The organism is Lacticaseibacillus camelliae DSM 22697 = JCM 13995 (assembly GCF_001311195.1).
Taxonomy (GTDB): Bacteria; Bacillota; Bacilli; order Lactobacillales; family Lactobacillaceae; genus Lacticaseibacillus; species Lacticaseibacillus camelliae.
In genome coordinates this window covers 1-13602 of the sequence record NZ_BBAJ01000061.1, presented here as the reverse complement: position 1 = coordinate 13602, position 13602 = coordinate 1, and the positions used below count along the sequence as shown (strand labels likewise).

Here is a 13602-nt window from a genome sequence, read left to right as displayed (position 1 = left end):
TAGGCGTAGGGCTTTGGCGCGAGACGACGATTAAGTTTGCTAGGTCAGACTGGGAGCCTTTCTCTGCTTGATTTAAATATTATATTCGGAGGTCACTACCCATGTGGTGCGTGATGAACGCAGACCATTATGCCAGCACCCGCTTTCTCACTATTGTCGGATTGCTTTGTGCAGTGATAGTGGCCCTATTTGTTGGTCCAACGCTTTTTCCGCTGAGGAGTTGCTATGGCACGTTTACTTCTGTTCAGACGTTAGGTGGGCGTCATGGACAGTCTGTTGACAATGTGGGTTTTAAAACGAATACGGAAACCTTTAAATTGGAAAAATAGTGTTGGAATATTTTAGCTGGCAATGAACGGTCCGATTTGCCACTGCCATCAAAGTGGCGCTACAAGATCGCAGTTGTAAGGCTTGGTTGGTTTGAGCGGCGGCGGATCACCAGAATCCGCATAAGTTTTCTGCCACAAGATTAGCGGTGCCAATCTCACTGCTCAAGGAGACACATCACGACAGTCACATGAGCCAGTGTGCGTCTCAAGATTCGGCGCCAAGTCGTTTTGCTTCTCAAACCTGGCAAAGAGGGTATGGTGATGTCATCAGTCACGTACGCTGCTAGGTGAAGGAGGCGTTGAAATGCGCATGCTGAAGCTCAAACGCCGGCTGATTCAGCTCGGCCTGATCACTGGGTTGGTCGTGGTTCCCAGTTGGCTCTGGTTTGGTTCGCGGTACGGCATTTGGATCGGGCTGCTGAATGCAGTCGGTGTTACAGTTCTGACGTTCCTGCTGATCGCGGTCAGGAATAGGTTTAAAAAGAAGCGCTAGGGCGCACGCCTACATATGATAGGGGCGGATTGTCAAAGGATTGTTAACGGGGTATTCTAATTGTAGCAATATATTGGATGCGGTTTCAGTCAGGCAACGGTGTCAAATCACCGTGAAAGGTCGATAGCGATGAAAACTCTTAGCACCCACTCTTGGCTTGTTCGGACCTTAATTGTGATCGATGCGCTGCTTATCTTTTTGGCCATTTGGACGATGATCGTGGGCGATCAAGGCATCGCGTTATTTTTGATCCAAGGCGCGACGATTCTGGTGATCGCGACTGGCGCGCTGGCACGGCGAAGGGAATAAAGCGGCGCATCAGGTGCCGCGATTGATTTTGAAGGAGGATGCCCGGTGAAAAAAATGGGGATATCGGTTTATTTTCGGCCTGCCTGTGCTGCAAGGCGACGCGGTGACACACGCAGACAGTGTGTTAGGGTGGCCTGCGATGCTTTTCCCCCTGGGTATTTTGATTGTTTTTTGTGTTTCGCTGTTTGTGATTCCGCTTCGGCTGCTGCATGCGGACACCGACTTTATTTTGTGGCTGGGCCTTTACGCACTTTCGCTGGTTTGGTTTCTTCGCGCAAGCCGGGTAGGCAATCTCAGCGAGCGGGTTTCGGACGCAGCGCTGCCGAACGTTAAAAAGCGGGTGCACCACTGGAGCTGGTGGTTCGGGATGGTTGCGGCGATCATTGTTTATACCGTCCTGTCAGTAACTCAGTACCGCGTGTTTGGTCGGGCAAATTTCTGGGCTAACGGGCTGGCCGACACACTTTTCAACGCAGGGTGGCAGGTCGCACTGATTGCCTGGTTTTTTGAGCACGTGTGGCGGATTACCTTGCAGTCGCGCTTGGTCGCAGTTCACCCGCTTGACGCGTCGTGAGTGTTCTGTCGTGAGTCGGCTGCACTGGTCGCGCAGTCCTGCTTGCGTGATTGGGGTTTTGAGCTAACGAAAAACCGTGCAGGCCTTCAAATCGGGCGCTGCACGGTTTTTGTTTTACATCTGATGCTCAGGGAAGAACGGTTTACTGCTCTTATAGGGCGAAGGTCCGGTGATCAGGGTTTTGTTGATAAACCACTGCAGCCCTGCCCCAAACAGGATAAAGCCGGTGGCAATCATAATTCGCGCCAGGACGTTTTCGCTGTACGGCGGCAGCAGTGGCATCAATGCCCCGACGGCCAGAATGATTCCGGGGAAGCCCGGCTGATGAATCTGGCGACCGGCGTAGAAAATCAGCAGGCCAAGGATGAATCCAGCTGCGAGAAAAAGGACTAGCCACCAGGCATTGATGCTCGCCAAGTTGCCGTGCAACCGCGTTAGGCCATACTTAGCGACCTTATGTTTCTCGAGGTAGGATGCTTTCGTCGAGTAAGGCAATGTATACAGATGAAACTTGAGGAATAGTCCCATCACCATCAGATACGAAACGGCGTAGAGCCATGCGCCGTGTTTCAGCAGGCGCGCGAGCCGCTGATAACGTTGTGACTCAGTCATTTGATCATCTCCATCTCTCGGTGAGACACTGGGTCTCACTCACCCTAAGAGTGAAAAACACTAATTAGCACGGTTCTTAAATTACAATGATAGTATCATGAGGATCTTGGCCATAATATACGCGCTTAACAATCTAGTTGCAACAATTTTCTGCGTGACCATCGGCCAATAGTCCAGCTAATCGAATCGTGTGGCGACAAAAAGACCGTCAGTAGACTTTTGGGTAAGTCTGACGGTCTAACGTTGTTCATATAACACCGGCCGTTAACAACGGCTCTGCGCAGGCCTCATTCGTGAGGCCTGTTTTTGTGTTTTCATTATATTCTGGCCCGGATTTACCTGTCACCTGTTTTGGGCAAGAATCTAGCGCAATAGTGTGGCTGACGAGGATTCCGGCGCATCTGGGAATGCTGTACTGCAATTCTGGTTCGCTACCCTATGCTATAATCAGTACCAATTAAGGGGGAGACGGTTTCATGCAGGTGGCGTTAATTGAAGATGACGAACAAACCAGAGCACGCACAGAGCAGCTGTTTGAAGCTGCCTCGACTGCTGCCGATCCCATTCACGTGCTGCCGTTTGCGTCCGCAGAGGCGTTTGAATTTGCCCAAGTGGCCGCAGATGTGCTGGTTTTGGACATTAAGCTGCCCGGCGCCGATGGCATGACGTTAGCCAAAGCCGTGCGCAAGGTGGATCCAACGGTGCCGCTGGTATTCGTGTCCAACTACGATGAATACGTGTTTGAAGGCTATGATGTTAACGCGCTGGCCTACATCATGAAGCCGCTGACTGCCGCCAAAGTGGCCACCATTATTGCAAAAGTCCGCGCCCAAAAGCCGGCCAAGCAGCTGCTGGTGACCACGGCGGCAGGAGCGCAGCGCATTCCGTTATACGAGCTGACCGCGATCGAAGTGGCTGATCACGCGCTGGCGTTTCACTTGCAAGACCAAACGCTGGTGGCCGCCGGGCAGTTGAAAGACTACTTGAGCCTTGAACAGGAAGACTTCATTCGCATCTACCGGTCGATCCTGGTGAATCTGAACTTCGTGCGTCGCGTCACGACTGGCGAGGTGGAAATGGCGGACGGCACCCACTACCCAATTGCCCGCCAGGAACGCAAGCGCACGCGCGAAGCCTTTTTCGCTCACTATCGGAGGCTGGCTGATGATAACTGAGGGGCTAATCGCCGCGCTGGCCGGCGGCAGCTTGGGACTGATCCTGGGCGGGTCGGCGAAGCGGGAAAGCATCACCGGGCTCGGCTTAGCCGCCGGGGCCTTTGCCGTTGCTTGGGGGCACCTGGCTTGGCTCGCCGGCATTCTGTTTGCGGCAGTCAGTGCGGCGTTTCAGTGGCGCAAGGGTGAAAAAGAAAACGCGCTGGTGTTGGCCGGGCTGTTCTGTTTGGCTGCGGCCGGGACCATGTGGGTCGGCGCGGCCAGTCTTGCCTTTGGCGTGATTTTGGCTGCATCATAGGTTTGTGGCGGACCCAGAACCATTGGGGGCTGCGGCTGATCGCGCTGGGGTTTGTGCTGTGCGGCGGCGGGGCTTTGGTCCTCACGACCGGCTGGGTGCAGGTGGTGGTAGCCGCCGCAACGCTGCTGGCGGCCGCTGGTTTCAGCCTATTGGTCCGGCAGTTTTTCGCGCAGCAGGACGCGGTGTTTGCCAAGGGCCTGGACCAGATGATGGCCCAGTACAGCGGCGAGGTGCAAGGCTTGTACGAGGGCATGCGCGGGTGGCGCCACGATTACCACGACCACTTGCAGGCGCTGAAGGCCCATCTCGACAGCCAAGACACCGCGGCGGCTCGGGCCTACCTGGACGATCTGGAAGATAAGCTTGATACCGTCGACACCTTGGTGCACTCTGGCAACCCGATGCTCGACGCAATTTTGAATGGGAAGCTAACGTTGGCGGAGCGGGAAAATATTCCGACCAACGTCAAGGCGTTCGTCGGCGCGACGCCGTTGATCCAGGACCTTGACCTGGTCGTCATCGTCGGCAACCTGATGGACAATGCGCTGGAGGCCATCGAAGCCCAGCCCGCGGGGGAGAAGCGGCGGCTGCGGGTTTACATCGCGATCTTGAAGCAGCAGCTGTACATTTCAATTACCAACACGCGGCCCGCCGACCAGCAGATCGACATCCACTACGCCTCGACCAAGAATGACAAGCGTGGCCTGGGCATTCGCCGCATCAACAAGCTGGTGGCCAAGTACGGCGGATGATCAACCGCCAGTACGAAGATGAGGTGTTCGTGACCGAGATCGCGCTCCCGCTCAGCCATGACCATTCGCGCGAGAATTCAGACCATTAACGAAAAAGTGACCCGCGACGGCCACTTTTTTTGTACAGTGAAGGCAGTAAGAATGGAGATGGCGTCATGGCGAGAAAAAAAGCCGCAGTATTCACTGGTCAACAACCTGCGCTGGTACTTTAGGCAGGTGCAGCGTTATTTTCCCGGTCTCAAATGGGATATTCTCGGGACCGTCGTGGTCACGGCACTGACTGGGGTGATCGGCGTGATCGCGCCGGCTTGGCTGGTGGGGCTGCTCGCCAGTCGGGCACACTTCAGCTACTTTGTCGAAGTCGCGCTGGGTATGGCGGTGGCGCTGGCGGCCGCAGGGGCGGCGAGCACCTTTCTCAAGTTTTACGCGGACGCGTGGGGATCGAACTTGCGCGCCAAACTGGCCGTGGCGCTGCACCAGCTGACCTACCAGATGCCCTACCAGCAGCTGCAGACGCCGCACGTTCAGGAGCAGTTTCACCAGTCGTTTAGCAACGCCTTGTCCTGGACGCTGGCCGGTGCTGAAGCCATTTTTCGAAGCATTAAAGCGCTTTTGGCGGACGGCGTGACCTTGCTGATCTTCACGATTACGTTATCCGCGTTCACGCCTTGGCTGTTTGTCCTGGTTCTGGTGGCCGCCGTCATCGGCTACTGGGGGCTGCAAAGCTACCGGCAGTGGTACGAGACCAACAAGGCCAACTGGGCCACCCAGCGGCGGCAGACCAGCTACTTGAGCCGCACCGCCTACGCGTTGGAAAACGGCAAAGATATGCGGCTTTACCATGTTGGCGACTGGTACCAAAGCCACTATGAGGCCTTGCTTCAGGTCCGGATGCACTGGCAGCGCGCCGATTCAACGCGGACAGCGGTGGCGGAGCTGATCGGGGACGTGGCCGGGTTCGTCCGTGATGGCGCGGCTTACACCATGCTGGTGCTGGCCGCGGCGGCCCAGACGCTTTCCATCGCCCAATTCACGCTGCTCTTTGGCGTGACCAACCAGTTCGTCACCTTGACCAACAGTCTGTTGATGGACTGGCATCAGTTGCAAAAAGCCAGCTTGGACCTGCAGGAACTGCGGGCGTTCACAGATCACCAGACCCCGGCGCCCACCCAACCGCTGGCGGCTGCAGATGCAAGCCAGCTGGCCAAGCGGCCGGTGACCATTCAATTCGAGCATGTGAGCTACCTTTACCCGGAGGCGGAAAAACCGACACTGCGGGACGTCAGCTTCACGCTGGCCGGTGGTGAGCGCCTGGCGTTAGTGGGTGTCAATGGCGCCGGCAAAAGCACCCTGAGCAAGTTGATGATGGGCCTGCTTGACCCGACCAGCGGTACGATCCGGATCAACGGGGTCGATGCGGCCCAGCTGCCACCGCAAACGCGGTACGCGTTGTTTGCGCCGGTGTTCCAGGAATCGACGCTGATTGCCGCGGACGTTGCGCAGAACGTGGCGATGACGGCGGAACCTGATGCGCAGCGGGTCCAAGCCGCACTGAAGCAGGCTGATTTGACGCAAACCGTCGCTGGCCTGAAGCAAGGCGTGCACACGCAGTTGACGCGGAACCTGCACGATGACGGGGCGGACCTGTCCGGCGGGCAGGCGCAAAAACTGATGCTGGCGCGAGCCTGTACAAAGACGCGCCGGTGCTGATCCTGGACGAACCCACGGCGGCGCTTGATGCCATTGCCGAAAGTGCGGTTTATCAGATGTACGCGACGCTGACGGCCGGCAAGACCTCGCTGTTTATCTCGCACCGCCTGGCATCGACCCGGTTCTGCGACCAGATCATTTTTCTGGCAGACGGGCGGATCGTCGAGCAGGGCACGCATGAGGAACTGCTGAGCGCGCACGGCCTTTACGCCGAGATGTACGCGATCCAGAGCAAGTACTACCAAAAGGAGGTGAAGCAGGATGGATCAGGACAAGTCGTTTTGGACTAAGTTGCGCGGAATCGTGTGGCTGATCCACCAAGTCGACGCGGGGATGCTGCCGGTGCAGTTCTGCTATGTACTGCTGATTGGGATCCTGCCGTATCTGAACACGGGGTTTCTGGGGGTGCTGCTGATCATGCTGCAGCACCGCGCACGCCCTGCCCAAATCGTAGCGCTGCTCCTCGCCTTTTTGGCGGTGCGGCTTGGGCTGACGGTACTGCAGCGGGTGGTGGAGAAGCTCCAGGCCGATCATCACCAACTGCTGGGCCAGCGGCTGGAGGCGCTGACGGCCGAGAAGCTGGTGCGGCTGGATTATCAGGACTTCGAATCCAAAGACCTGCGCGCCGCCTACGACACGGCCCGCCGCGGCGCCAGTTTTTCCGGTGATCTGGGTGCGCTGGTGCAAAGCGGGTTTTACCATGCCTTTAACATGCTGATCGCCGCCGGGTTCGCCATTGGCATCCTGGTCACGCTGCTGCGCGGACACGTCACCGAAAGCAAATTTGCCTGGCTGTTTAATTCGCCCTGGTACCTCGTTGTGATTTTGGCCGTGCTGGCGCTGCCGCTGCTGCTCAGTGTTTGGGGCATGCGGCGTGGGAGTGTGAAGCAGCGGGAAATGATCCAGAAAATCGTTGCCCACAACGTCTCGTGGCAGTACTACAACGATTTTGCCGAGAATTTTAAAAATGGCGAGCTGACCCGGCTTTACGATGCGGACGGCATGATGTCCCGCGCCGAGGAGAAGGCCTTGGATGCGGGCAATCAGGCGACTTGGCACGGCATGATGGGGATGTTCGGCGCGACGGCGGTGCCCAGTGGGGTGATCCAGCTGGCGGTCGGGGGCCTGTTCGTCCTGGTGGGGCTTCAGGCCTACGCCGGCGGCCTGGCCATCGGCACAGTGCTGATCGCGGTGGGTTACCTGCAGCAGTTCATGCTGGCCTTTGACGGCTTCATCGGCGAGCTCGGCTACGCGGTGAACGAGGTCAATTACCTGCAGTACTATGTGACGCTTTTAAAAATGCCAACCTCGCACACCGGCGGTACGTTGCCGGTGGAAAAACGCACGGACAACGATTTTGCCATCGCGTTTCACGACGTCTCGTTCAAGTATCCGGACAGCGACGAGTGGGCGCTGCGCCACATTAATTTGACGCTGCACATCGGCGAGCGCCTCGCGATCGTCGGCAAGAACGGCTCGGGCAAAACGACGCTGGTCAAGCTGCTGTGCCGGCTGTTCACGCCGACCGAAGGTGAGATCACGCTCAACGACATCGACATTCAAAAATATGACCTGGCCGAATATCAGAGTCTGCTCGGCGTCGTGTTCCAGGACTTCCGGCTGTTTGCTACTCGATTGGGGAGAACGTCGCCGCCTCGACGCAGGTGGACGAGGCCCGCGTCTGGCAGGCGCTGGCCGTGGCAGACATCACGGACCGGGTCAAGGCCATGCCGAAGGGTCTGGCCACGCCGATCACCAAGAGTCTGTTCGATGATGGCATCGACATTTCCGGCGGGGAAGCCCAGAAAATCGCCATCGCGCGCGCCGCCTGGTACAAAGACGCGCCGATCATGATCCTGGATGAACCGACCGCCGCCTTGGATCCCATTTCCGAGTACGAGATCTATCAGCGCTTTGATGCGCTGGTGGGCGACAAAACCGCCATCTACATTTCGCACCGCATGAGCTCAACGCGCTTTTCGCAGCGCATCGTGGTGTTTGATCAGGGCCAGATTGTGCAGGACGGCAATCATGAGTCGCTCATGAAGCAGGACGGGCTGTACCGCCAGCTGTTCAACGCGCAGGCTCAGTACTACACGGACGACAAGATCAAGGAAGAGCGCCAGCAGGGGCTGCAAAGTGCCGCGCCGGTGGTGAAATAAGGCACAGCGGACCGCTTTTACCTATCGGGTGAAAGCGGCCTTTTTGGTGTTGCGACTTATTTGCGAAAGCGGTTTACCATTTTTCCTTAGTGGGTTACGCTAATCAGGTAAAAAGGGAGGAATTAACTCATGGCAAAATTACCTGATGGATTTCTGTGGGGCGGTGCGGTCGCGGCGCACCAGCTCGAAGGCGGCTGGCAGGAAGGCGGCAAGGGCGTCTCAATCGCCGATGTGATGACCGCCGGGGCCAACGGCGTGGAGCGCCAGATCACCCCGGCCGGCGTGCAGCCGGGGCTGAACTACCCGAACCACGAGGCCATCGATTTTTATCACCACTACAAGGAAGACATTAAGCTGTTTGCGGAAATGGGCTTCAAGGCGTTTCGCACGTCAATCGCCTGGACGCGGATTTTTCCCAACGGCGACGAGACCGAGCCGAACGAGGCCGGCCTGAAGTTCTACGACGACGTGTTCGCCGAGTGCCACAAGTACGGTATCGAGCCCGTCATCACGCTGAGTCATTTTGAAATGCCGCTGCACCTGGTCAACGAATACGGCGGCTGGCGCGACCGCCGGCTGATCGACTTTTTCGTGCGGTTCGCGACCACCTGCTTCAAGCGCTACAAGGGCGTGGTCAAGTACTGGATGACGTTCAACGAAATCGACAACCAGTGCGACTACAACCGCGAGTTCACGATGGCAACCAACTCCGGCCTGCTGTTCCCCAAGGGCAGTACGGATGAGGACCGCGCCAGTGCGATGTACCAGGCGTCCCATTACGAGCTGGTGGCGTCGGCGCTCGCCGTCAAGGCCGGCCACGAGATCGACCCGACCAACCAGATCGGCTGCATGATCAACTTCACGCCGATGTTCCCGGCTTCCAGCAAGCCTGAGGACCTGTTCATGGCGGAAAAGGCGATGCAAAAGCGCACCTGGTGGAGCGACGTGCATGTGCGCGGCCACTACCCGGCCTTCATGGAGGCCTACTTCAAGCGCACCGGCTACCGGCCGGACATCACGGACGCGGACCGCGCGGCGCTGGCGGCCGGCACGGTCGATTACGTCGGTTTTTCCTACTATTCGTCCAGCACCGTGGCGCACCAGGCGGACAACCCGGCTTACGATTTTGTCGGCGACAAGGAAATCGTGCCGAATCCCCACCTGAAGACGACAGAATGGGGCTGGACCATCGATCCGCAGGGCCTGCGCTGGAGCCTGAACTGGCTGTACGAGCGCTACGAAAAGCCGCTGATGATCGTTGAAAACGGCCTGGGTGCGGTCGACAAGGTCGAAGCGGACGGCCGCATTCACGACCCGTACCGCATCGACTACCTGCGTGCCCACATCGCCGAAATGGAAAAGGCCGTCAACGAGGACGGGGTCGACCTGCTCGGCTACATGCCATGGGGCTGCATCGACCTGGTGTCCGCCGGCACCGGCCAGATGGACAAGCGGTACGGCTTCATCTACGTCGACAAAAATGACGCAGGCGAAGGCACGCTGGCCCGCAGCCGCAAGGATTCCTTCTACTGGTACCAGCATGTCATCCAAACCAATGGCGAGAATCTCAGCGACGTCAAGCCGCAGTAAAATGGCTACAGCAATGCCCTGCTCACACGCGTGGTGAGTAGGGCATTTTTGCGTGGTGGCGTCGTCAAAGGTCGTCGGGCAGTGCAGCCTTGCGGAAGGTGTCAATGACCAGTGAAATTCCCCAAACAATAAGGCTGCGGCCGAGAAAAGTGTGCCAGTCACCGGTGATCAGAAAAGCAATCAGCGCGTAGCCCGTGAGAATCAACAGGATAATGTAGATGAAGATCAGTGTGACCAGAAAGGCGATTTCCAAGATCAAGTCCCTAAGCAATGCAATTCCCCCAAAGCAGGCCAGCATGAAGCCGGCCATTTTTTTTGCCACGCAGGCGTGGCGCCGCCGATTATAGCAGGTGTCTTTAGCGGTCAAAAGCGATTCTGGCGCGGCAATGATGCTTTCCAGATATTTCGATGAGGAAGCGGCCGAACGGGTAGGCAGTGGGCACTGCTGCCCGGTATAATGTCTGGAGCAGAAGCGTTTAGAGCGGTGGTATCTCGCATTCGAAAGAAGGTGAGGCTTATGAGCTTAATCTCATAACCTTGATTTCCGGTAGAAAGGGGGTACGAGTTTGCTTTTGATCGACGTCATGACGTGGATCATTACTTTCATCAGCGAGTTGACATCATTGATCTTCGTGATCACGATGTTGCTTATCACATGGCGATTATTGATGAAAGAATTCGGCCGCGGCCGAAAAAAAATAGCAAACAAATACGCCGCTGAACCCTGAGCAGGAAGATGCGGGGTAACGTTTGCATTCAGAATGCCATCGTTCAAAATAATTCTGCGCGGGACGTCTTGCAGGGCGTCCCTTTTTGCTGTCTTAATTATATCATGGTCTCGAAAGGCGGTGAAGCCCTTTTGACTCGAAACGGACAGGGCCGGTGACGCTAATGGAATCCAGAAAGTGAAAAAAAGGGGACGTCGTGTTTTCGCTTTCGAGGCGCGTTTCAGCGAAACAACGCCGTACCGTTAGCCCAGTGAATCACATCAGCCAGAGGGACTCGCCACGTGCGGGGCCCTTTTTTTTAAAAAGAACTGCATAAGCGAATATTAATCAAAAGCATAAATAACGACCGTTTGATTAGCCTGCTCAAGTATCACCATGATACGTTGGAATTACGAAAGGGAGGGACGCCATGGCGAAATGGTTGCTGGTTGGGACACTACTCCTTGCGCTGTGCGGCCTGACGGGAGGCGAGCGAATGCCGGAACAGACATTCACGATTTATTACGGGGCGGCCAGTGACGCGGTCGTTGACCAGTTAAGCGACCGCGCGCTGGCGATCATTGAACCCAACGGGTGGCAGGCCGCGCAGGTGCAGGCGCTCGAAGACCGCGGGACGCAGACGTTTGGGTACGTCAACGTGATGGAGCAGGAGCCGGCGTATGACTTGCCTGCCGAGTCCGCCCTGCAAGTCAATGGCAAGCAAGTACCGATTCCCAAATGGGACACTTATATGCTCGACCTGCGCCGCTCAGAGGTGCAGGCCGCCCTTTCTGCTAAGGTGGCCCGGATCGCGGCTTCAGGGTACACCGGCGTTTTTCTCGACACGGTCGGTGACATCGATGATTACCTGACCGAAGCGCCGCGCGTTCAGACCGCCCAGCGCCAGGCCTTGACCGATTGGCTGACGCGCATGCATGCGGCGTACCCGGACCTGAAGTGGTGGCAGAATCGCGGGTTCGAGACCTACACGGCGGCCACAGAAGGCGTGGTGTCAATGGTGCTGTGGAGGATTTCAATGCGGAGACGGTGGCCAATGACAGTTGGAGTCAGCGCTGGTTAAGCGAGCTGCGGCGAAGACCGGTGCAGCTACTCGCAGTGTGCCCGGATGCGGCCAGCCAGCGGGCGGCCGAAACGGCGGGGATGACCACCACGGTCAACGCAAACGACGTGTACGACCACCTTTAGCGACGGGGTTGAAGGTGATGTTAGGGGTTTTTGAAAGGAGCAACGCAATGACAAGACGCAACAACAGAGCTTGGGGGCTGCGGCTGATCGAACCGCTCATCGGGTTGGTGCTGCTCGGCTACCTATTAGCTGAAACTGACTGGGTGCCAGAGGCGTTTTTGCCGCTGATCGGGTTCGCCTATGTTGCCGGCTTTGCCAGCTACTACGGCATGGGGATCGGCATGTACACCTGGGCGGCGACCTTTTTCGGCAGTCTGTACCTGACCGGTGTGGTGCGCCAGCAGGACGTGCTGCTTGAACTGTGGCACTTTAACACGCTGCTCTACTGGAGCGGGCTGCTGCTGGTGGTCGCCGTGATCGGTGGGATCAGCTCGGCGCGCAGCGAGCGCTACGACGATCAGGTGTTTCAAAACGAGACGCTGGAGCAGAATAACGAAGAGCTTAACGAGACCCTGACGGCAGTAAACACCAGCAAGGAGGCGCTCAAGGCCAAACTGCTGGCAACCGACAACCAAACGACCGAGCTGTTCGAGTTGTTTAAAGTGCTCGACCAGGCCCCGCCGCAACTGGTGCCAGGCGCGATGGTGAAGCTGTTGCAGCAGTTCCTAGCCGCCGAAAATGTCGCCGTGTACGAGCCTCAGAACGGCGCCTTGACGCGCATTGCGGGCAGCGGTGACGCCGGCCAGTCGTTGACGTTGGCGGAGCCAATCGTGCAGCGCGCCACGCTGAGCAAGGCACCCACCATCCGCACAGAAGCCGATGGCCCCACGGCGCGATCGTGGTCGGGGCCGTGCACGTGGATCAGCAGTTGGCTTACATTATCGGCTTGGACGTGGCGCTGGGCGACTTGACCGCGCAGCAAATGACCCTGTTCAGCTGGTTCCTGAAAATTTTAGGTGAACGGATGGAAGCGGAAATGATCCGTCAGGCGGGGTACCCGCGGCCTGGCGCTCAAATCGTGAGCCAAAGCGCGAACACCGGAAAGTGAGGCGAGGCAAATGTTGGCGATTGTCTATCTGAGTTACCTCGCGTTTTGCCTGCTGGTGTTCAAGGCGGTGTGGCGATCCGCGTGGCCGCTGCTCGACACCTTGTGCACCGTGATCGCGATGGTGCTGCCGGGGATTGGTCTGGCGCTGGCGATCTGGTGGCGCGCCAGTTACCGGCCGGTCGACGCGACCGCGCTGACGGCGGCACACCTCGCCGAGCGGTTTGAGCCGGTCGTGAATTATTCCGCGATGCGGCAAACCGCCAAGGAAGACCTGACGGCCGAGGAGCTCAAGCCGGCCTTGGGCGTCCCCCGCGCCGGCGGCCACACCAATGTGGTCGTGCAGCTGCATCGCCAGGCCGTTGACGGTGCCGGTGCCATTTTGCAAACCGCGATGAACAGCGGCGACGTGGATACGGTTCACTACGCGGCCACGACCTAGCTGAATCAGCGCAAGCGGCTGGTCGACCGGCTGCAGGAGGCCGAGCTCAGTTACGCAGAGGGCCCGACGGCTGACAACGCCTGCCGCATCATCAGCGCGTACCAGACGCTGCTGGACGCCGGTTTGTTGGATGAAGACGGCAGCGCCGGTACCTGCAGCAGCTGGTCCAGCGTGCTAGCGAGTTGGCCAAGGACCACCGCAGCACCTGGCAGATTTGGACCGCCCTAGGTCAGGCCCAGCTTGACCTGGGCGACCACCAAG

General features: G+C 57.9%; 14 protein-coding genes and 3 pseudogenes. 14 read left to right on the top strand and 3 right to left on the bottom strand.

Translation table 11 applies throughout. The annotated features are described in order from the left end of the window. Window positions 1–633: 633 nt before the first annotated feature. The 3 genes from JCM13995_RS10210 to JCM13995_RS10205 all read left to right on the top strand — a co-directional run bounded on the left by JCM13995_RS10210 (window position 634) and on the right by JCM13995_RS10205 (window position 1705). Entirely contained in the window at window positions 634–822 is a 189-nt protein-coding gene (locus JCM13995_RS10210; protein ID WP_054665276.1) for a hypothetical protein, read from the top strand. 129 nt (window positions 823–951) lie between these two features. Beyond that, the gene (locus JCM13995_RS14630; RefSeq protein ID WP_056989290.1) at window positions 952–1131 is read left to right on the top strand and encodes a hypothetical protein; all 180 of its coding nucleotides are present in this window, start codon (window positions 952–954) and stop codon (window positions 1129–1131) included. Window positions 1132–1270: 139 nt separating this feature from the next. Further along, the gene (locus tag JCM13995_RS10205) at window positions 1271–1705 is read left to right on the top strand and encodes a hypothetical protein (protein WP_054665274.1); all 435 of its coding nucleotides are present in this window, start codon (window positions 1271–1273) and stop codon (window positions 1703–1705) included. 114 nt (window positions 1706–1819) lie between these two features. Here the strand turns inward: JCM13995_RS10205 and JCM13995_RS10200 are convergent, their stop codons facing one another. Next, entirely contained in the window at window positions 1820–2317 is a 498-nt protein-coding gene (locus JCM13995_RS10200) for a hypothetical protein (RefSeq protein WP_054665272.1), read from the bottom strand. 476 nt (window positions 2318–2793) lie between these two features. On the opposite strand from JCM13995_RS10200, the gene JCM13995_RS10195 reads away from it, so the two are divergent. From JCM13995_RS10195 to JCM13995_RS10170, 7 genes and pseudogenes are all read left to right on the top strand, one after another. Beyond that, complete coding sequence (locus tag JCM13995_RS10195) at window positions 2794–3492, top strand: LytR/AlgR family response regulator transcription factor (protein ID WP_054665269.1); 699 nt, start codon at window positions 2794–2796, stop codon at window positions 3490–3492. Then, window positions 3482–3787, top strand: a complete 306-nt coding sequence (locus tag JCM13995_RS10190; protein WP_054665266.1) for a hypothetical protein — start codon at window positions 3482–3484, stop codon at window positions 3785–3787. The genes JCM13995_RS10195 and JCM13995_RS10190 overlap by 11 nt, the downstream gene beginning before the upstream one ends. Continuing rightward, window positions 3736–4628 (top strand): annotated as a pseudogene (locus tag JCM13995_RS10185) (sensor histidine kinase). The gene JCM13995_RS10190 and the pseudogene JCM13995_RS10185 overlap by 52 nt, the downstream one beginning before the upstream one ends. 58 nt (window positions 4629–4686) lie before the next feature. Continuing rightward, window positions 4687–6539, top strand: a pseudogene (locus JCM13995_RS10180) (ABC transporter ATP-binding protein). Continuing rightward, window positions 6511–7824 (top strand): annotated as a pseudogene (locus JCM13995_RS17155) (ATP-binding cassette domain-containing protein); the annotation flags it as partial. The pseudogenes JCM13995_RS10180 and JCM13995_RS17155, both read left to right, overlap by 29 nt. A gap of 122 nt (window positions 7825–7946) precedes the next feature. Continuing rightward, entirely contained in the window at window positions 7947–8411 is a 465-nt protein-coding gene (locus tag JCM13995_RS17150; RefSeq protein WP_439645215.1) for an ATP-binding cassette domain-containing protein, read from the top strand. Window positions 8412–8540: 129 nt separating this feature from the next. Beyond that, window positions 8541–10001: a 6-phospho-beta-glucosidase gene (locus JCM13995_RS10170; protein ID WP_054665263.1), complete on the top strand. Its 1461-nt coding sequence runs from the start codon at window positions 8541–8543 to the stop codon at window positions 9999–10001. 64 nt (window positions 10002–10065) lie between these two features. Here the strand turns inward: JCM13995_RS10170 and JCM13995_RS10165 are convergent, their stop codons facing one another. Next, on the bottom strand, window positions 10066–10323 hold the full coding sequence (locus JCM13995_RS10165; RefSeq protein WP_054665259.1) for a hypothetical protein: 258 nt from the start codon (window positions 10321–10323) through the stop codon (window positions 10066–10068). An 815-nt stretch (window positions 10324–11138) separates the two neighbouring features. Between JCM13995_RS10165 and JCM13995_RS10160 the strand changes: the two genes are divergently transcribed. From JCM13995_RS10160 to JCM13995_RS10150, 4 genes are all read left to right on the top strand, one after another. Next, window positions 11139–11789 carry an endo alpha-1,4 polygalactosaminidase gene (locus tag JCM13995_RS10160; protein WP_082397815.1) on the top strand — a complete coding sequence of 217 codons (651 nt, stop codon included), beginning with the start codon at window positions 11139–11141 and terminating at the stop codon, window positions 11787–11789. 172 nt (window positions 11790–11961) lie between these two features. Next, the gene (locus JCM13995_RS10155; protein WP_054665253.1) at window positions 11962–12765 is read left to right on the top strand and encodes a hypothetical protein; all 804 of its coding nucleotides are present in this window, start codon (window positions 11962–11964) and stop codon (window positions 12763–12765) included. Beyond that, complete coding sequence (locus tag JCM13995_RS14620; RefSeq protein WP_162230946.1) at window positions 12723–12902, top strand: hypothetical protein; 180 nt, start codon at window positions 12723–12725, stop codon at window positions 12900–12902. Before JCM13995_RS10155 ends, JCM13995_RS14620 begins: the two co-directional genes overlap by 43 nt. A 10-nt stretch (window positions 12903–12912) precedes the next feature. After that, window positions 12913–13341: a hypothetical protein gene (locus JCM13995_RS10150; protein ID WP_054665250.1), complete on the top strand. Its 429-nt coding sequence runs from the start codon at window positions 12913–12915 to the stop codon at window positions 13339–13341. A gap of 50 nt (window positions 13342–13391) precedes the next feature. Here JCM13995_RS10150 and JCM13995_RS14615 read toward each other — a convergent pair whose 3' ends face one another. After that, window positions 13392–13538 carry a hypothetical protein gene (locus JCM13995_RS14615; RefSeq protein ID WP_156314436.1) on the bottom strand — a complete coding sequence of 49 codons (147 nt, stop codon included), beginning with the start codon at window positions 13536–13538 and terminating at the stop codon, window positions 13392–13394. Window positions 13539–13602 lie beyond the last annotated feature (64 nt).

Coding starts and splice junctions, on each gene's coding strand:
- JCM13995_RS10210 (WP_054665276.1), top strand. CDS start 634: ATGCGCATGCTGAAGCTCAAACGCCGGCTGATTCAGCTCGGCCTGATC.
- JCM13995_RS14630 (WP_056989290.1), top strand. CDS start 952: ATGAAAACTCTTAGCACCCACTCTTGGCTTGTTCGGACCTTAATTGTG.
- JCM13995_RS10205 (WP_054665274.1), top strand. CDS start 1,271: ATGCTTTTCCCCCTGGGTATTTTGATTGTTTTTTGTGTTTCGCTGTTT.
- JCM13995_RS10200 (WP_054665272.1), bottom strand. CDS start 2,317: ATGACTGAGTCACAACGTTATCAGCGGCTCGCGCGCCTGCTGAAACAC.
- JCM13995_RS10195 (WP_054665269.1), top strand. CDS start 2,794: ATGCAGGTGGCGTTAATTGAAGATGACGAACAAACCAGAGCACGCACA.
- JCM13995_RS10190 (WP_054665266.1), top strand. CDS start 3,482: ATGATAACTGAGGGGCTAATCGCCGCGCTGGCCGGCGGCAGCTTGGGA.
- JCM13995_RS10170 (WP_054665263.1), top strand. CDS start 8,541: ATGGCAAAATTACCTGATGGATTTCTGTGGGGCGGTGCGGTCGCGGCG.
- JCM13995_RS10160 (WP_082397815.1), top strand. CDS start 11,139: ATGGCGAAATGGTTGCTGGTTGGGACACTACTCCTTGCGCTGTGCGGC.
- JCM13995_RS10155 (WP_054665253.1), top strand. CDS start 11,962: ATGACAAGACGCAACAACAGAGCTTGGGGGCTGCGGCTGATCGAACCG.
- JCM13995_RS10150 (WP_054665250.1), top strand. CDS start 12,913: ATGTTGGCGATTGTCTATCTGAGTTACCTCGCGTTTTGCCTGCTGGTG.